The 18,917-nt window shown below is 65.5% G+C and carries 15 protein-coding genes; 4 read left to right on the forward strand and 11 right to left on the reverse strand.

What is annotated here, in order from left to right; genetic code table 11:
• The first annotated feature begins 158 nt into the window (after window positions 1–158).
• Entirely contained in the window at window positions 159–812 is a 654-nt protein-coding gene (locus WD006_RS16585; protein ID WP_008650897.1) for a peroxiredoxin, read from the forward strand.
• A 276-nt stretch (window positions 813–1,088) separates the two neighbouring features.
• Here the strand turns inward: WD006_RS16585 and WD006_RS16590 are convergent, their stop codons facing one another.
• The 3 genes from WD006_RS16590 to imuA are packed head-to-tail and all read right to left on the reverse strand — an operon-like array spanning window position 1,089 to window position 7,136.
• Window positions 1,089–4,550, reverse strand: a complete 3,462-nt coding sequence (locus tag WD006_RS16590) for an error-prone DNA polymerase (protein ID WP_029309378.1) — start codon at window positions 4,548–4,550, stop codon at window positions 1,089–1,091.
• A gap of 26 nt (window positions 4,551–4,576) precedes the next feature.
• A complete protein-coding gene (locus WD006_RS16595) occupies window positions 4,577–6,286 on the reverse strand; it encodes a Y-family DNA polymerase (protein WP_051723384.1) in 1,710 nt (569 codons plus the stop codon).
• Window positions 6,177–7,136 (reverse strand): translesion DNA synthesis-associated protein ImuA, encoded by a 960-nt coding sequence (gene imuA, locus WD006_RS16600; protein WP_029309376.1) that lies wholly within the window; start codon window positions 7,134–7,136, stop codon window positions 6,177–6,179. Before imuA ends, WD006_RS16595 begins: the two co-directional genes overlap by 110 nt.
• A 223-nt stretch (window positions 7,137–7,359) precedes the next feature.
• Here imuA and WD006_RS16605 point away from each other — a divergent pair, with 223 nt between their 5' ends.
• Entirely contained in the window at window positions 7,360–7,695 is a 336-nt protein-coding gene (locus tag WD006_RS16605; RefSeq protein WP_227874133.1) for a hypothetical protein, read from the forward strand.
• 58 nt (window positions 7,696–7,753) lie between these two features.
• On the opposite strand, the gene WD006_RS16610 is transcribed toward WD006_RS16605, so the two are convergent.
• From WD006_RS16610 to WD006_RS16640, 7 genes are all read right to left on the reverse strand, one after another.
• Complete coding sequence (locus tag WD006_RS16610) at window positions 7,754–8,362, reverse strand: nitrogen fixation protein NifQ (RefSeq protein ID WP_035833767.1); 609 nt, start codon at window positions 8,360–8,362, stop codon at window positions 7,754–7,756.
• A gap of 94 nt (window positions 8,363–8,456) precedes the next feature.
• Complete coding sequence (locus tag WD006_RS16615) at window positions 8,457–8,954, reverse strand: DUF1579 domain-containing protein (RefSeq protein WP_029309373.1); 498 nt, start codon at window positions 8,952–8,954, stop codon at window positions 8,457–8,459.
• Between the two features lie 148 nt (window positions 8,955–9,102).
• Complete coding sequence (locus tag WD006_RS16620; RefSeq protein ID WP_008648670.1) at window positions 9,103–9,477, reverse strand: DUF2880 domain-containing protein; 375 nt, start codon at window positions 9,475–9,477, stop codon at window positions 9,103–9,105.
• Window positions 9,478–9,578: 101 nt separating this feature from the next.
• Window positions 9,579–12,695: an efflux RND transporter permease subunit gene (locus tag WD006_RS16625; protein ID WP_029309372.1), complete on the reverse strand. Its 3,117-nt coding sequence runs from the start codon at window positions 12,693–12,695 to the stop codon at window positions 9,579–9,581.
• 6 nt (window positions 12,696–12,701) lie between these two features.
• Window positions 12,702–13,856 (reverse strand): efflux RND transporter periplasmic adaptor subunit, encoded by a 1,155-nt coding sequence (locus WD006_RS16630; protein ID WP_011518616.1) that lies wholly within the window; start codon window positions 13,854–13,856, stop codon window positions 12,702–12,704.
• A gap of 2 nt (window positions 13,857–13,858) precedes the next feature.
• Window positions 13,859–15,241, reverse strand: coding sequence for a TolC family protein (locus WD006_RS16635; RefSeq protein ID WP_035833738.1), 1,383 nt, complete (start codon window positions 15,239–15,241; stop codon window positions 13,859–13,861).
• A gap of 198 nt (window positions 15,242–15,439) precedes the next feature.
• Complete coding sequence (locus WD006_RS16640) at window positions 15,440–15,877, reverse strand: hypothetical protein (protein WP_011518614.1); 438 nt, start codon at window positions 15,875–15,877, stop codon at window positions 15,440–15,442.
• A gap of 411 nt (window positions 15,878–16,288) precedes the next feature.
• Between WD006_RS16640 and ptsJ the strand changes: the two genes are divergently transcribed.
• Both ptsJ and asd read left to right on the forward strand, forming a co-directional pair.
• Window positions 16,289–17,584 carry a transcriptional regulator PtsJ gene (ptsJ, locus tag WD006_RS16645; RefSeq protein ID WP_029309370.1) on the forward strand — a complete coding sequence of 432 codons (1,296 nt, stop codon included), beginning with the start codon at window positions 16,289–16,291 and terminating at the stop codon, window positions 17,582–17,584.
• A 169-nt stretch (window positions 17,585–17,753) separates the two neighbouring features.
• The gene (asd, locus tag WD006_RS16650; protein ID WP_029309369.1) at window positions 17,754–18,608 is read left to right on the forward strand and encodes an archaetidylserine decarboxylase; all 855 of its coding nucleotides are present in this window, start codon (window positions 17,754–17,756) and stop codon (window positions 18,606–18,608) included.
• Window positions 18,609–18,665: 57 nt separating this feature from the next.
• Here asd and WD006_RS16655 read toward each other — a convergent pair whose 3' ends face one another.
• Window positions 18,666–18,917, reverse strand: coding sequence for a hypothetical protein (locus WD006_RS16655; protein WP_029309368.1), 252 nt, complete (start codon window positions 18,915–18,917; stop codon window positions 18,666–18,668).

The following is an 18,917-nucleotide window of genomic DNA, read 5'->3' on the forward strand; positions in this document are numbered from 1 at the left end:
TCCGGCGATACCGGCACGGCCCTGGCCAGGCCGGCCATCCGCCACATGGATGAAGCCCATTGTCCGTCCGGCGGGCAAACCAGTTCCTATACTGGATTTTCGCCGCACAGACGGCTGCGTCACGCCCCCACCCAACCCACCAATAAAGGAGCACGACCATGGCAATCCGACTTGGCGAGGAAGCACCGGACTTCACCGCCGACACCACTGAAGGGAAGATTCATTTTCATGAGTGGATCGGCGACAGCTGGGCCATCCTTTTCTCGCACCCCAAGGATTTCACGCCGGTCTGCACCACCGAGCTCGGCTACATGGCCAAGCTGAAGCCCGAGTTCGACAAACGCAATACGAAGATCATCGGCCTGTCGATCGATCCGGTGGGCGACCATTCGCGCTGGGTCAAGGACATCGAGGAAACGCAGGGCGCCACGGTCAACTACCCGATGATCGGCGATCACGACCTCAAGGTGGCCAAGCTCTACGACATGATCCACCCCGAGGCGAGCGGCGGCCCACGCACGGCAGCGGACAACGCCACGATCCGCGCGGTGTTCATGATCGGCCCTGACAAGAAGGTCAAGGCCATGCTGGTCTACCCGATGAGCGCGGGACGCAATTTCGACGAGGTGCTGCGCCTGCTCGACTCGCTGCAACTGAACGCGAAACACACCGTCGCCACACCCGTCAACTGGAAGCCGGGCGACGACGTGATCATCCCCACCTCGGTGTCGGATGACGACGCGAAGAAGAAATATCCACAGGGCTTCAAGACGCTCAAGCCTTATCTGCGAACGGTTGCCCAGCCGAAGTAGGGACCGAAGTAAGCACCTCTGTTAATACAGATGGGGTAGTCCGCACGACGGATAGGAACTATCCACAGAGAGCGTGGATAATCCCCCTCTTGACAACCCGCCAGCCCGCGCCGGTATTGGCTCAAGGTTGATTGCCTAATTTTTGGGCAATCAACCCTGGCGGGGTTTTGCTTGCAGGGGTTGAAAATTTGTGCGTTGAGTTGGGGACCGGATTCTGGGACCGGCCTGCTGCGCTCTGCTCCGATGCATGAGAAGGGGGGAAACTGGACCTCCTTCTCAATGAAAATCCCGACTCCCCACCATCAGCCTCCCCAGCAACGGACTCAGATCCACCAGTTCGTCCGCAACCAGATGGCGCACCTCGCCCTGTCGTTGCCAGGTGCCAATCACGCCGAGCAGCGTCGCCCCCAGAACCTCCTTGCGCTGCCGCTCCACCAGGTCTGGCCAGATGATGACGTTGACGGCGCCGGTCTCGTCCTCGATCGAGGTGAAGATCGTGCCGCTGGCCGTCGATGGCCGTTGGCGCACGGTCACGATGCCGCAGGCGCGCACGCGGCGGCCGTTGGCGCAGTTCGCGAGTTGGCGTGCCGTCGCGAACTTGAGCGCGCGCAGTCTGTGGCGCAGTAGTGTCAGCGGATGGCACTTCAGCGATAGCCCCAGGCTGGCGTAGTCGGCGGCCACGTCCTCGCCGAGTTTCGGCTCGGGAAGTTGCAGTGCGTGCTCCTGCGGTGGCGCATCGTGCAGCAGATCGCGATGCGCGGTCTGCACCGCCGCGCCACGCGCGTGCCAGCGTGCCTGGCGTCGATGCCCCGCGAGGGATACCAGCGCATCGGCCGCGGCCAGCGCGTCAATGTCGTGCCGGTCCAGTGACGCGCGGCGCGCGAGGTCCTCGACGCTGTCGAATGGCCGCGCCACACGCGCCGCCTCGATCCGCAGCGCGGCAGCCTTGCGCATCCCCTTCACGCGATTCATGCCCAGCCGCACGTCGCGGAAGTTCTGCCCTTCCCGGCGCGGCTCCAGCGTGCTCTCCCAGTTGCTGATCGTCACGTCCACGGGCTGCGACGTCACGCCATGCCGGCGCGCGTCCTGCACCAGTTGCGACGGCGAGTAGAAGCCCATCGGCTGACTGTTGAGCAGTGCGCACAGGAACGCCTCGGGGTAATGACACTTGATCCATGCGCTGACGTATACGAGCTTGGCGAAGCTGGCCGCATGGCTTTCCGGGAAGCCATATTCCCCAAACCCCTCGATCTGCTTGCAGATGGCCAGCGCGAACGATTCGGGATAGCCGCGCCCGGTCAGCGCCCGTACCAGCGCGTCCTGATGCTTCTTGAGATCACCACGACGACGCCAGGCCGCCATCGAGCGCCGTAACTGATCCGCCTGCCCGGGCGTAAACCCGGCCGCCTCGATCGCAAGCTGCATGACCTGCTCCTGGAAGATCGGCACACCCAAGGTGCGGCCAAGCACGCGGCGGATCACGTCGTCGAAGTAGGTCGGCAGCTTGCGGGTGAGGCGAAACGCTTCGCGCCGCTTCAGATACGGATGCACCATGCCGCCCTGGATCGGCCCCGGCCGCACGATGGCCACTTCCACCACGAGGTCGTAATACTCCCGCGGTTGCAGCCGCGGCAGCATCGATTGCTGCGCGCGCGATTCGATCTGGAACACACCGATCGTATCGGCCTTGCAGATCATGTCGTAGGTCTTGACGTCGCCATCGGGCAGATCCTCCATGCGCGTGGGCAGTCCGGCGCGCTCCGGGTCCGGATTCGGGATCATCGTCAGCGCACGGCGGATCGCGGTCAGCATGCCCAGCGCGAGCACATCGACCTTCAACAACCCCAGCGATTCCAGGTCGTCCTTGTCCCACTGGATCACACTGCGGTTTTCCATCGCCGCATTCTCGATCGGCACGAGCCGCGACAGCTTGTCCCGGGCGATCACGAAGCCGCCCACGTGTTGCGACAGGTGACGGGGAAAGCCGCGCAACTGCTCCGTCAGGCTGGCCCATTGCCGCACGGTGATGGAATCGGGATCGAGCCCGTAGCGCGAAATGCGGTCAATGAACGCCGCGCCGCCATCCCACCAGGCCTGCCCCTTGACCACCTGTTCCACCACGCCCGGGTCGATGCCGAGCGCGCGCCCCACGTCGCGCAACGCGCTGCGCGAGCGGTACGTGATCAGCGACGCGGCCAGCGCGGCGCGATGGCGGCCGTATTTTCCATAGATGTACTGGATCACCTCCTCGCGCCGCTGGTGCTCGAAATCGACATCGATATCGGGCGGCTCGTCACGCTCGCGCGACAGGAACCGGCCGAACAGCAGGTTGGCTTGTTCCGGGCTGACCTCGGTGATATGCAGGCAGTAGCAGACTAGCGAGTTGGCCGCCGATCCGCGCCCCTGGCACAGGATGCCCTCCTGGCGCGCGAAGCGGACGATATCGTGCACGGTCAGGAAGAACGGCTCGTAGTGCTTCTCCTCGATCAGTTCGAGTTCTTCCTTGAGTTGCTTCTTCCATTCCGGCGCCATGCCATGTGGAAAACGTTCGGTGATGCCGCGCTCCACCTCCTTGCGCAGATAGGTGATCGGCGTTTCGCCGTCGGGCACGAGTTCCTCGGGATACTCGTAGCGCAGCATGTCGAGCGAGAAGCGGCACTGGTCCGCCAGCTTCAGCGTCTGCGCCAGCGCTTCGCGCGGATAGAGCCGCGACAGCACCTGGCGCATGCGCAGATGCGCCTCGGCATTTGGCGCGAGGGCCCGTCCACACGCGGGCAAAGGCTGGCCGATGCGGATCGCGGTCAGCACATCGGCCAACGGCTTGCGCGAGCGGACATGCATGTTGACCGCGCCGGCCGCCACCAGCGGCACGCCGGTTTCCGCCGACACCTGCTGCAAACGCGCGCGATGCATGGCTTCGGCATGGCCCTGCAGCAGTTCCATCGCCATCCAAGCGCGGTCGCCGAAGGTTGCGTGGCACCAGCGTGCCTGCGCGCGCAGGACGTCGAGATCGGCGCAGTAATCGGGCAGCAGGACCACCAGGCAATCCGGCATGCCGCGCAGATGCGCCTGCTCCGGCTGCGGATCGGCAAGATCGGATGGATACAGCAAATAGCTGCCTTTCTCCGCGCGGGTGCGGCCCAGCGTGATGAACTCGCACAGGTCGCCAAACCCGATGCGATTGCGCGCCAGCAGCACCAGGCGCGGTGGCGACATGGTGTCTTCGGGCGCGGCTGTCAACGTGAAGCGGCTGCCGATGATCAGGTTGAACGCATCGGCAGCGGCGGCGCGGGCTTCGAGCACACGATGACGGCGCGCGGCGGCATCGGGGTCATCGTCGAAATCGTCCGGCGACAGCGCATCCTCATCCTCCGCATCCTCCGCGTCCTCCACACCTCCTGCATCGCTCTCTTCGTCGCCGGTGTCGAGGTCGAATACCGATAGTTCCTCTATCTCGTCGACATCGCCCGCCGTCTGCCCCGCGGCCAGTCGCCGGGCGCTGCGTGTTACCGCCTCCCACATATCCTCGCGCAGCACCTTGATCGCATGATGCGCGCGGGCGGTGCCGGCCACCGAGCATTCATCGGTCAGCGCCAGCCCGCTGTAGCCCAGTTGGAACGCGCGCGAAATCAGTTCCTGCGGATGCGAGGCACCGTTCAGGAATGTGAAGTTGGAGATGCAGTGCAGCTCGACATAGTCGGGCAGCGACGGCAACAACGAAGACAGGCCGGACAGCACGATCAACCTCCTGGCATCCGGCGCGCTCAGGCAAACAGCCCATGCAGGAACCAGCGGTATTCGCCGCCGTCTTCCTGCCCGTCGCGCGTGGGATGCCCCGGGCGTTCACGATAGACCCAGCAACGCAGCCCGTCGTCGCGCTCGGCGATGAAGTAGTCGCGCGTGGCCAGGCCACCATCCCACCAGCCGGCCTCGATGCGTTCGGGGCGCGTCAGCATCACCAGCGGGCCATCATGAACAGGGCGATGCTTGTGCACGCGCAGCGGCAATGGCGACTCCAGCAGCCATAGCGGCCGTTCGGGCGGGGTCGCGCCGCCGCTTGTCGTGCCGCTTGTCGTGCCGTTTGTCATGCCACTTGTCCCGACCCGGGCGGGCGGTTCGTCGACGGGCGCCCATTGATTGGCGCGCTCGGGCCGGTGATCCGCCAGTGGATGCGGCTGCAGCACGTTGTCGCGCCCTAGCCGCGCCACCAGCGTATCGAGCAGCCGGCCCAGTTCCGCCGGTTCGGCACCCGGTTCCGGAAACAGCGAGTCGCTTTGCGGTACGCAAATTTCCATCGCCTCCACGCGCAACGCCAACCCGCCCACCGGCGCATGAAAGCGGATCTTGTCGAGCTTCTCGCGCAGCAACTTCGACAGATGCACGGGATCGCGGCTCGGTTGTGCCAGCCGGAGCGGCACCGGCGTGCTGTCAGTGTCCTCGCCCAGCCGGTAGCGTTCGTGCTCCAGCATCAGCACGCAGCGCGTCACGCCGGCCTGCTGCACGGCCAGCCAGCCCGAGAGCGCCAGCAACAGCCGCTGCGCCCCGGCCAGCACGCCCTCGGCCGACTCCACGCGGCCTGGCAGTTCCATGCGCTGCGCAAACGCCGGTGGCGCCTCGAACCAGGCAAACCCGGACGAAATCTGGCCATAGGCCTGGTCGAGCCGCGCCAGCAATTCCGTGCCAATACGGCGTGACAGCCCCGCGCGCGGCAACCGGCGCACCTGCCCCAGCGTGCGGCAACCAATGCCTTCGAGCCATTCGGGATCGGCCAGCGTGTGCAGGCATTCCACGGGCAGGCGGTCGAGCAGGCGCGTCATGCGGGCGGCACGCACCGCGCGGCGCGCGGGCCGGACAATGCCGCGCGACGTCTTGCGTAACGGCTGACGCGCCAGCCACGCGGCGCCCTGTGCCGTGGTACCGCTACCGATCTGCGCAAACGTGCCCAGTTGCCGCACACGCGCGCGAATCGCCCGGCACAACGCGCGATGGCCGCCGAACAGCCGCAGGCTGGCCGTGACATCGAGCATCACCGTGGCCGCTTCGGGTTCGGCGTCGATCGCCACGGCCGGCGTGAAATGCAGCAACGCCAAAGCGGCCGAGGTCATCAATGCGGACTCCGCCGCCAGATCGCGATCGAGCTGCACCACATCGGCCGACAGCGCCTGCACGCCGCCGCGCCGCATTCCATAGCGCACGCCCAGCGCCACGGCCGGGCCATTGGCCAGCACCACGCGCTCGTGCTCGATCACCGCCACCGGCAGCGCCTGATGCAGCGTTCCGGTATGGGGTGCGGGCCGGGGATCGACGGACGTACTGGCGGACGCATGGGCAGACGTAGCGGCGGGCATACCAGCATCGACCGGCTCAGGCCAGCTCGGCTGCAGCGCGTCCAGCGGCAGGCGCGGCAGGTGCACCGCGATCCAGTACGCCGGGATGGCTGGCGCTGCCGCGGATGTCGGAGATATCGGGAACATGATGATCGGCTCCTGCCGGAGTTGCTGGAACGACCAGAGCGACCGGAACGACCGGAGCGACCGGCGTGGGCACCGCGGGTACACCCGCGCGCCGCGGCACATGAAGCATGCCTTCCAGCGGCAACAGCAGCGGCGTGTCGCGTGCCGGGCCGCGCCGCTTGTGAAAAACGATGGATAGCAAATTGCCGGGCAACGGCGATAACGCCAGCCGCAGCATGGCCGGCGACGATTCGTGCAGCACGCGGATCGGCCGCAGCACCCACACCACGGTATCGCCGGCCTGCGCCAGCACCTGCAGACGCCGCAGCGCCTCTGGCCGCGCCGCCGGGAGCCAGACCAGCACCGCGCCGAACGCCTGGCTGCGCAACATCTGCTCGGCCGCCCACGCCATGTCGGCGCGGCGCGATGCCACGCTCGCACCAGCCTGTGGACGTACCCAGTAAAGCTGACGCGCGGGCAGGCCACCGTCGGCCAGTCCTGCCGCCAGCCCTCCCGCCAGTCCTGCCGCATTGGGCAGGTACGGGGGATCGACAAAACCGATGCAGCGCCCCGCCGCGGCCAGCGCACGCAACGCCGGCATCAGCAGACGCAATTCGCCCGCACCACCCTGGGCCAGCAGCAACTCGGTCACGGCGCCGACAGGCCAGCCGCCGCCCGGCAGTTCGGCCGTCAGGGCATCGTACCCGGTCGGGCACACGGGCAAGCGCCCGGCGCGGCCGAGCTGACCCGCGCGCCACAGCCCGGGGTAGCGGTGCTCGAGTTCGCTCACCGATGCACGGGGCGCGGAGGAGGAGGAAGCCGCATGGCCCGCCACGACTGTCGGCGGCGTGACATGCGATGACACGGTCATGATGTGGATGAAGAGGCGCAATCGACTGGCGCTGCCCTCGTATTTTTACGAATACTGTATGTTTATACAGTATCGAGACCGATGCAAGCCTGCAGCACGAATGTGGCGCGTTCACCGCCTGGAATGTGCGCTTGTCAGCGAACTGCCACGGATTCCCGGCACGAATGCAAACAAATGTCATGCACGATTGTGCAGTCCGGGGCAGGTACGCAAAATGCGCGACATGAAACAACGGAATACGCGCGATTGCGTGCATCTGCTGATCGATGGTCTCAAGCGTCAAGGTCCGCTGCGCCGTGACGTGATGGCCGACGCGTGTGGTCTTACCCCCGAGGAAACCACGCGCGCGCTGAAGGCCGCGCGCCAGATGAACGTGGTCGATCACGTGCCCTACGGTCCCGGCACGTTGCCCGGCGCCATCTTCTACCAGCTCACGGGCCGGCAGCTCCCGCCCGCCCGCAAGAGCACGCGCGTGCCGCGCGCGCCCGACGACCGCTTCCAGCCGCTGCTGGAGGCCTGGTGGAGCAGGAACGAACTCGATCGCGTCGATCGCGCATAACCACGCTCATACGCTCACCCGCCTGCACCGGGGAGGCTGGGGAGACTTCCATCGGGAATCAGGAGCGAGGCTGTCTCACGATGACCGATTCGATGGCTGATTCGGCGCCGTGACAGGCCGCGTAATGGTCGCAGCCCTCGCACGAGGGCTCAGGGCAAGGATGAATGTCGAGCCGCTCGCAGACGCGGTGATAGAAGAACTTCTTCCATTTCATGTCCGTGGTATTGGCCGCGAAGACCGGCCAGAAGATCTGCCGCAGCAACGCGGACACGTCGTCGCGCCCGGACAGGCCCATGTCCTGCCACAAGTGCGTATGGCCGAAGCAGCCGCAGGCCAGCGCGTGCGCGGCCCAATGCACCAGCGGCACCAGCGTCCCTGCCGCGCCCGGCGTGCAGCCGTCCTCGAGCATCTCTACCAGATCGGCGAATTCGCACGGCAGGCTGTCCGGCGCCTGTGGTGGAACATCTGGCGCCCACCCCGCCTGCGCGGCCCCGGGAAAGCAGTGATCCAGCATGCGCCGGAACGCGTCCGGCGGCAGGCCGAGCCATTGCGCGAAGCGCGGCAGGCGCCCCGCGCAGGCGGACTCCAGTACCCCGGCCAACGCCCGTGTAACGGGATCGCCGGGTTGGGCGGCAAAGGCATCCAGCAACAGCAGTGAGCGGTTCATCGTGGCAACAATGCGGCAGCACACCCGCGGAATGGCGGGCATCGCATCGCAATATAACCACGTATATAACGCCAGTCAAACCGCGAACGGCGCCCTACTTCTCGCGACGATAGCGAGCCTGCACGATCTGCATCCACTCGCCGTTGTCGGCCTGCATGAACGACGTCAGCGTGCGGTGATCGTCGTCAACCATGGCCACAACGTCGCGGTACTTCGCCGTTTTTCCCTCGACCACATTGCCATCCGCGCCGAACGCCGGGCCATCGGCACGCAGCGTGAGCGTGCGGCCATCGGCCTCGAGATCGCCTTCGTAGACCCACATGTGGGTCATCATCGAACCGATGAACGTGCCGACAAAATGCTTGCGAACGGGGTCGTAGCCGAGCGTCATGATCGTGACCGCCGACCCACATCCCGGAAACTCGCCCTCCGCACGCGCCTGCACCCAGACGTCGCCCACCTGGCTGACCTGCTCGGGGATCTTCCATTTTTCAGGCGGCGCCTCGGGGCCCATCTGGGCCTCGCCCTCGCCTACCCACCTGCCGACGAGCTTTTGTAGCCAGCGGTGTTCGTTGGTCGCTTCGATCTTCATGCAAACGCCTCCTTGTGAGTTGCGCCGCTATTTGTGTACGACGTACACAAGAGGTTAGAAGACGAGGTCGTCGATGTCCAACAAAAACCCGCAAGATGACAAAAATGTCATCGAGCGGGTTTCCGGTGTGGCAGGGTCAGCGCGGAAATTACTGGGGCAAACGCACCTTCGGCACGATGAACTGGTTACCGGGGGCGCGCATCACATCGCACTGCGCCTCGCCCTTGCGGGCCTGTCCCGACTTGTCCACGTACTCGATGCTGCCGACCACGCTGTAGACGTCTTCGGCCACGCGGCGAGTGGTGCCGCGCACCCAGCGAAACTGGTCGGGATTCGGCAACGCGGCCTTCACCGCGTTCATGCAGGCACCGGGTGCCTCGGGCGCTTCGGGCTTGCCGCCGCGCTGGCCCAGTTCGACGTTGACGGGCGCGTCGGCCGAGGATGCGGCAGGCGCCGCCATCGCGGTCACCGGCAGCGCGATCAATGCGAGCGCCGTCAACACGCGGCGCGCTTGGATCGTCATGGTATGCACTCCAAACAAAAAAGGCCGGCACGCGCGTTGCATGCCGGCCGGTTGCCATTGTACTGGCGTACTGGCGTACGGATCGAATGTTCCGGGTCGCGTTACACCGACATGTCGCGCGGCTCCGGCTTGCGGTCATCGAACCAGCGGTACAGCGTGGGCACCATGACCAGCGTGAGCAGCGTCGACGTGATCAGCCCGCCGATCACCACCACCGCCAGCGGACGCTGCACCTCGGAGCCGGGGCCCGTCGAGAACAGGAACGGCACCAGACCCAGCATGGCGATCGTCGCGGTCATCATCACCGGACGGAAACGCTGCGTGGCGCCGCGCACCACCGCGTTGCGCAGCGACATGCCCGACTCGCGCAATGTGCGGATGTACGACACCAGCACCACCCCGTTCAGCACCGCCATGCCCCACAGCGCGATAAAGCCCACCGACGCCGGTACGGACAGGTACTCGCCCGTGACGAACAGCCCGATGATGCCGCCGATCGATGCAAACGGCAGCACCGTGATGATCAGCGTGGCATAGCGCACCGAATTGAACAGCAGGAACAGCAGGAAGAAGATCGCGGCGATGGTAATCGGCACGATGATCTTCAGGTGGCCCATCGCGCGTTCCATGTTCTGGAACTGGCCGCCCCACTCGAAGTAGTAGCCCTCGGGCAGCTTGACCTTGCTCTCGGTGGCGGACTGCAGTTCGGCCACGAAGCCGCCGAGATCGCGATCCTTCACGTTGATCATCACCACCACGCGGCGCTTGGCCATTTCGCGGCTGATCTGCGCCGGACCATCGGTCACTTCGATCTTCGCCACGCTCTGCAGCGGCACCTGCACGCCATCGGGCGCCGATACCAGCAACTGGCGAATCTCCTGCACGTTGCTGCGGAATTCCTCGGGCAGACGTACGGCCGCCGCAAAGCGACGTTCGCCTTCGAAGATATCCGTGGCACGCTTGCCGCCGATGGCGATCTCGATGATGTCGTGGATGTCCGACACGTTCAGCCCGTACCGCGCAATCGCCTGACGGTCGATCTCGATCGACAGATATTGCTGGCCCGAGATCCGTTCGATACGGATGTCTTGCGACCCCTGGATGCCACCTGCCACGCGGGCGATCTGGCCGGCCAGGTCACGCAGCGTTTCCAGATCGTCGCCGAAGATCTTCACGGCGATATCGGAACGCACACCACTGACCATCTCGTCCACGCGGTCCGAGATCGGCTGCGCCATCACAATCTGCACGCCGGGAATGGCCTTGAGCTTCTCGCGGATCGCGTTGGCGATGTCGTCCTGCGTCCAGCCATCGGGCCACTCGTCGCGGTCCTTGAGGCTGGCGATCGGCGTCGATTCGTTCTGACCCTGCGGGTCGGCCGGGCTTTCACCACGACCCACGCCCGAGACCACCGACTTCACGCCCGGCACTTCGAGCACCAGCTTGTTGGCCTGTTTCTCCAACTTGATCGACTCTTCCAGCGAGATGTTCGGCACGCGGTCGATAGCCGGCACGATCGAGCCTTCCTTCATCTCCGGAATGAACGATGTACCAAGCAGCGGCACGATCATCAGCGTGGCGATGAACAGCCCCACCGCCGACAGCACGGTCTTCTTGCTGTTTGCCAGCGACCAGTGAAGCATGCGCAGGTAGTAGCGCTTCATGAACGCGATGACGCGCGTGTCGTGTTCGGCGCCGCCCTTGAGCAGGTACGACGACAGCACCGGCGACAGCGTCAGCGACAGGAACAGCGAGATCGCCAGCGCGATCGAGATCGTGAAGGCCAGCGGCGCGAACATCTTGCCTTCCATGCCGGACAGCGTCATCAGCGGCAGGAACACCAGGATGATGATGCCCACGCCCACGATCACCGGTGTGGCCACTTCCTGCACCGCCTTGACCAGCACCTGCGTGCGCGTCAGCCCGGTTTTCTCCGCGTGGCCGAGCCGCTCGAACGCGTTCTCGACCACCACGACCGAGCCGTCGACCATCAGGCCGATGGCGATGGCCAGCCCCCCCAGCGACATCAGGTTGGCCGACAGCCCCACCTGGTTCATCACGATGAACGTCAGCAATGGTGTCAGCACCAGCGTGGCCAGCACGATCACCGAGGAACGCACGTCGCCCAGGAACAGGAACAGCACGATCACCACCAGCACCACGCCTTCGAGCAGCACCTTGGTGACGGTCCACAGCGCGGAGTCCACCAGTTCGCTACGGTCGTAGTACGGCACGATCTGCAGCTTGCCCGGCAACATGCCACGCTCGTTGATATCCGCCACGCGAGCCTTGACGCGGCTCACCACTTCCTTGGCGTTGCCACCGCGCATCATCATCACGATGCCGCCAACGGCCTCGGTCTGGCCGTTCTTGACCAGCGCGCCCTGGCGGACCTCGTGGCCGATCGTCACCTGTGCCACATCGCGCAGGTAGACCGGCGTGCCGTTGATCTCCTTGAGCACGATGCTGCCGATATCGTCGACACCCTTGGCCAGGCCCACGCCGCGAATCAGGTACTGCTCGGCGTAATGCGGCAGCACGCCACCGCCGGAGTTGGCGTTGTTACGCGCCAGCGCCTGGTAGACCTGCTGGATGTTGATCCCGTAGTGGCGCATCCGCTCCGGATTGACCAGTGCCTGGTACTGCCGCACGAAGCCGCCCTGCGAGTTGATTTCCGCCACGCCCGGGATCGAGCGCAGCAGCGGCCTCACCACCCAGTCCTGCGCGATGCGGCGCTCCGACAGTTCCTCCTGCGTCAGTTCGCGGTCGCCGTCGTCGGCGCGGTCCAGCGTGTACTGGTAGACCTCGCCCAACCCGGTAGAAACCGGCCCGAGCACCGGCGTCACGCCCTCGGGCATTCGGCCGGAAACCTCGATCAGCCGCTCCATGACGAGCTGCCGCGCGAAGTAGACGTCGGTCTTGTCCGTGAACACAAGCGTGATCAGCGACAGGCCCGCCTTGTTCAGCGAGCGCATCTCCTCGAGTCCGGGCAGGCCCGTCATCGACATCTCGATCGGCACCGTGACAAAGCGCTCCACTTCCTCAGGCGAGCGTCCCGTGGCTTCCGTGGCGATCTGCACCTGGACGTTGGTCACGTCCGGGAACGCATCGACGGAGAGCTTCCCGGCCGCACGCAGGCCAAAGAAGAACAGCACCACGGCGATCACGCACACCACCAGCCGCTGCTTGATCGCGGCTTCAACAAGCGATGTCATCATGGCCGGTTACCCCTGCTCCTGCTGCTTGCGCTCGTTGTCCAGATGGAACGCGCCTTCCACGACCACGCGGTCGCCAGGCTTGATGCCGCTCTGGACCACACGCATGCCGTCGCTCTCCGGGCCCAGCTTCACCTTGGTCAGGCGGTACTGGCCGTCGCCAACTTCCACATAGACCTGTTCATCGTTGCCTTCACGGACCACGGCTGAACCCGGCACCACCAGCAGTTCCACCGGCTTGGCGGCGATCAGCATGGTGGCAAGCATGGCGGGCTTGAGACGGCCATCCTTGTTCTGGAGTTCGGTACGAACCAGCACCGTGCGCGACTGCGGATTCACGGTCCGACCCACGTAGATCAGCTTGCCCGTGATGCGACCATTGCTGTTGGCCAGTGACGGCACCTCGATATCGACGCTCTGCCCTTCGGCCACCTGCGCAGCCTGCTGCTCGGGCACCTCGGCGACGACCCACACGCGCGACAGATCGGCCACCGTGTACAGCGCGTCAGCCGGCTGCACCACCTGGCCCTGCGCCACATTGCGCTCGACCACCGTGCCGTTGATGCTCGAGAACACCGGCGAATACGACTCGATGCTGCCGCTCTTCGCCAGCGTGGCGATCGACGCGGCGGACATGCCGAGCACGCGCAGTTGATCGCGGTAAGCACGAGCCTCCGCCGCGGCAATCGCGTATTCGCTTTCGCGGCGCTGCAGTTCGGCACGGCCGATCACGTCGGCGGCGAACAGTTGCCGCGCGCGCTCAGCATTGCGGGCCTGCAGCGTGTTCTGCGCTTCGGCCTTCAGGAAGGCCATCTGGGCAGCGCCCAGTTCACTACTGTGCAGGCGGGCCAGCACCTGGCCGGCCTTGACTTCCTGGCCGAGCACGGCATAGAGATCGGTCACGCGGCCAGTCACGCTGGCGCCAATGCGCGAGACGCGCTGCTCGTCGAAGTCGATACGGCCCGCCACGCGCAACATCTCGCTGAATGGGGACGCGGCAACCGGCGCCACCTTGAGCGTGCGCTTGAGGTTCTCCTCGGGCTTGACAATGCCAGGTGGCAACTTTGGCGCCTCGGCGGCCGGGGCGGGGTCATCGGAACAGCCGGCCAGCGACAGCATCATCACGGCGGCGGCTGCAAAGGAAAGCAGGAATTGGGGACGCATGATCAGTTCAGATTCGGGAGGTCGGGCATGGACGACGCAGGGGCGGTATTGACGCCCGGCGAGGCCGACATGAGCTTGTCAATCTGGATGGCGGCGACTTGCAGTTCGTATTGCGCGGCAATCAACTCGCTGCGCGCGCTACGCAGCACGCGCTGGGCGTCGAGGTAGTCGAGAATGCCGCGCTCGCCAAAGCGATAGGCGGATTCGGCCACGCCCAAGGCCGACTCGGCCTCGCGCACGATGCCCGATTCCAGCGCCGTCACCTGGGCCTGCGCGATCTCGTATTGGCGATAGGCGGTGTCGAGTTCCTGCATCAACTCGAATTCACGCGCTTCGAGCGCCGTGCGGGCCTGCGTGGCCTGCGCCGTCGCCTCGCCCACCGGGCCGCTGCGGCGATCCCAGATCGGAATCGTCATCACCAGGCCGATCTGCGAAACATTGTTGTCGGGCTGCCGGTCGGTGCTGGCACGCACCGCCACCTCGGGCCAGCGCAGCGCGCGCTGGTAGTCCACGCCCAGCTTCGCGCGTTCCAGCTCGCTGCGGCGCTGGGTCAGTTCCGCATTGCTGGCCTGAAGCGTGTCGCGCAACGTTGCCAGCGGAGGCATGTCGGGCGCGTGCCCGAGGCTGCCGTCCAGCGCAAAGCGCGCGGGCATTACGCCTCCCACCTGCTGGCGCAGCGTGGCCTTGGCCTGGTCGACGCGCAGCTCCGCCGTCTGCAGCGTCTTTTGCGCAGCCAGCAGTTCCGTGTCGGCCTTGATCAATTCATAGCGCGGGGCCTCGCCGACGTTCACGCGCACCTTCGCGCGCTCCTGGATCTGCCGCATCATGTTCAGGTCCTCGCGCGCAGCGGCCAGTTCGGTCTCGCGGCGAAGCACCTGGTAGTACGACGTCTTCACGCGTGCGGCCAGGTCACTGCGGAAGCCTTGCCGCATTGCCTCGGAAGCCTCCAGGCCGCGGCCCGCCATCTGCTCGCGCAGATTGCGCTGGTTCGGGTAATCGAGTTTCTGGACGATTGCGTAGGACGGCGCATTGCCGCTGGTCACGCCCGGCTGCTTGCCGGACAGGCGTCCATACATCACTTCCACCTGCGGGTTCGGATACGCACGGGCGCTGGTAATAGCAGCCGTGGCGGCATCCACATTGGCCTGCGCGGCTTCCACGCCCTTGTTGGTCGACTGCGCCAGTTGCAGCAACTGCGGCAGATCGAACGTATCGGGGGCTGGCGTGGTAGCGCGCGGCATGGCCTTGGCGGCGAGCTTCGCCGCTTGTGGCGAGGCAGCCCCGGGGGCGGCGGTAACGCCGGCCGGCACGGGCTGCGCGGCCCAGGCCGGCGCGCTCATCAACGACAGCGCGGCGGCCCAAGTCAACGTTTTCTTGGTCTTCATGTCAGGATCGGTCGAACGGCACGACTGCCCCGGCGACTACACACACGCTTCCCGTCACACGCCCCACCACCGGACATCGTTCGGCAGGCGGGCACGCATGGCGTCAGACCGCGACGGCAACCGTCACGGACGTGTGTGGACTCAGGGGCAATGAAGGCGCACCGCGCGTGCAGTCAGCACGGACGGCGGCCTGAGCGATCAGACGAAGGGTCTGGGCGGCCGGAACTGGCCTTCGGACTGGAACTTGCCGCGTTCCGTGAGCGTGGGCAGCACGACATCGACGGATTGCGCAAGCTGGAATGTGGGAAGGATGAATAACGCGCTGGTCTCGTCGACCGCGTCGAAAAGATCGGGCGGATCGAGCAGATCAGCCGACCAGATATTGCAGTACCCCGGCGGCGGACCGTCATCGAATTCCGCGTCGTCACCGAAGTCGGGATCTCCCGGCAGGGCAAGCTGCGCGAGATCGTCGCCGGTGGCGAGCCTCGCATCGTAGTCGGGTATGGCCACCTCGACCTTCGCCGCTTCCGCTTTCGCCGCTACCACCTTCGGCACGGCCGAGCGCACGTTCGCCGCTGCCGAGAACGACAGCGCGGACAGGCACAAGGCAGTCAGCAGGAAGAGGACGAAACGCATCAAATTGGGGGCGTGAAAAGCCGGTAAAAATCACATTTATTGTGACGAATGCGATACAACTGCAGCGTCAGCCTGAGAATTGTGATATTGCGGCACAGCATTGTAACCGACCGCAACAATTGACCCGGTGGAGGGCGGCAAGTTCCTTTGGCGGCTCCAACGGCCGATCGGCGTGGAGCACCGGCGCGGCGCGCCCCCGGGGAGCCACCGCCGCGAATGCGGCTCGAAGCCCACTTCAATCCGGTATCCCCGATTCCGCTGCATCACCGTTTTTTGCCCTATGCCAATCGCTGGATTGGCATACCTGCCAAATGTCCGGGCATGTCAGAATGACGCCCTCGGGCAAGATCGGGCCAGATCGGACTGGATGAATCCTGGCTTTCCCGCACACATCGACTGTCCTGGCACCCAATGAAAATACACGGCAAGACCGCCGCGGAGATCTTCGACTGTGTACGCACCCTGACGCAGTCCCGGCAACTGCTCCCCGGAACGTCTCTTCCCCCCGTACGCGACCTGGCCCTGGAACTGGGCATCAATCGGAACACGGTGGCCGCGGCCTACAAGCGCCTCGCCATGGCGGGCATTGCCGTGACGCAGGGGCGGCTTGGCACGATCATCCGCGACCAGTACGAGCCGGGTGAGCAGGAAGGCACGCTGGCGGGCAGCCCCCTGACCGATCTTGCCAGCGGCAATCCGAATATCGAGTGGCTGCCGGATATCTCGGGCGCTCTGCAGAGCCGCCCCTACAAGCCGCGGCTCTATGGCGAACCCACTGTCAATGCCGGGCTGGAAGCGTATGCGCGGAAATGGTTCGAGCCCGACTGCCCCGCGCCTTTCGAAGTCAATCTGGCGCATGGCGCCGTCGATGCCATCGAGCGGCTGCTCAACGCGTATCTGGTGGCTGGGGACAAGGTAGCGGTCGAAAATCCCTGCTTCCTGAGCAGCATCAACATGCTGCGCGCCATCGGACTGCAGCCGATCGGCGTGCCCGTGGATGCGGAAGGCATTCAGGCAGAAGGTCTGGCAAACGCCCTTGCCAAGGGGGCTCAGGCTGTCATCCTGACGCCGCGCGCGCACAACCCGACGGGCTGCTGCCTGAGCGAGAAGCGGGCGCGGGCAATCTCGCGATTACTGGCAAAGCATCCCAATGTGCCGGTGATCGTGGACGACCATTTCGCCCTGCTCTCTGGCGCCGCCTATCACCCAGTGATACCGCGCAGCACCTATCGCTGGGCCGTGGTGCGGTCCTTCACCAAGGCACTGGGCCCCGATCTTCGGGTCGCCGCGGTTGCCAGCGATGTGGCCACATCCCGGCAGCTACGCTTGTGCCTGGCGCCCGGAACAAGCTGGGTCAGCCACCTTCTGCAGGACATCGTCGAGGTCACCGTCACCCGCCCCGAGACCATCAGGCTGATCGACAAGGCCCGGAACGACTACGCCCGACGCCGGCAGGCGATGGAGCAGGCGCTGGATGCTCAGGGCATCGGGCACATGGCGCAGGGCGATGGCTTCAACCTCTGGGTGCCCTTGCAGTGCGACGATCAGGCCATCGCCCTGGCACTGGCCCGGCAAGGCTGGCTGGTCCGGCAAGGGAGCGTTTTCTCCGTGCAGGATGGCGTGCGGGGCCTGCGCATCACGATTTCCGCCATCGAACCGGCACAATGCGAACGGCTGGCGCAGGACATCAGGCGCAGCCTTGGGTAGATCGCCGCCGCCACGGAGGCAATACAGTGATTCCCTGCCGTAACAACGATACCTCGCGACGATACCGGGCAGAAACGGTACAAACGGGATCGTTCCACATTAGAATTCTGCCCCATGAAACAATCAGCGGCCCGATGCATTGCACCGGGTCGCCCCAACGCCCGCCTCCATGTCCTTTTCGGTCCTGCTGCAACGCCTCGCCCCGCTACACCTGCTGACCCGTATCGCAGGTCAACTGGCGGATTGCCGCCAGCCCTGGCTCGCCCAGTACCTGATCCGCACGTTCGTGCGCCGGCACAAGATCGACCTCGATGAGGCATTGGTCAGCGACCTCGCCACCTATCCGACGTTCAACGCGTTCTTTATCCGCGCGCTGCGCCCCGGCGCGCGCCCGATCGCCGCAGCAGACTGGACCAGCCCGGTGGACGGCACGATCAGCCAGATTGGGCGCGTCGAAGCTGGCCAGATGATCCATGCCAAGCAACATGCCTATAGCGCCACCGCGTTGCTGGGGGATGCCGCCCTCGCGAAACAGCTGGAGGGCGGGTGCTTTTCCACGGTGTACCTGAGCCCCCGTAACTACCACCGGATTCACATGCCGTGCGAGGGGCGCCTGCTGGGCATGCGTCATGTGCCCGGCAAGCTGTACTCCGTCAGGCCCGATATCGTTGAAGGCATCGACGGACTGCTCGCCATCAATGAGCGTCTGGTTTGCTGGTTCGAGCATCCGCAGCACGGCGTCTTTGCGCTGGTGCTCGTGGGTGCTGCCATCGTCGGGCGCATCGCCACGGTCTGGCATGGCCTGGTGGAGCCCAAGCGATCCGGGCAAGTCTCGGAGTGGCACTACGCCGACGGCGCTTCCGCACCTCAACTGAAGGATCTGCTTCAGGGTGTGGAGATGGGGCACTTCCAGCTCGGCTCGACGATTGTGCTGCTGATGCCGGGATCGGCATGGCAATACCATCCTGACTGGCAGGTCGGACAGCCAGTGCGGCTGGGTCAGGCAATTGCCAGCCGAGGCTGAATCACCCCGCAATCGCCCCTCAATCGCCCCACAACCGCCCCACGCACCTGACCGATTTCAGCCCTGGATGTGCTCGTCCAGGGAGATCTTGACGAACAGCGGCTCGATGCCGAGCACCCGCACGCCACCGGGGCCGCTTTCCAACACACGACGCTCATCCGTTGCCACAAGCAACTCGAGTCGATAGCCATCCGCGGCACCCAGGCGGCCCGCAACGTCCTTGACGGCCTCGGCGGCCCACGGCGTGCCGGAATCGAAATGACCCAGCAGCCTGTCATGGCGCCAGATGTTGAGTCGATAGGTTTTCAT

The organism is Cupriavidus sp. Met-2, assembly GCF_049843575.1.
Lineage (GTDB): Bacteria > Pseudomonadota > Gammaproteobacteria > Burkholderiales > Burkholderiaceae > Cupriavidus > Cupriavidus metallidurans.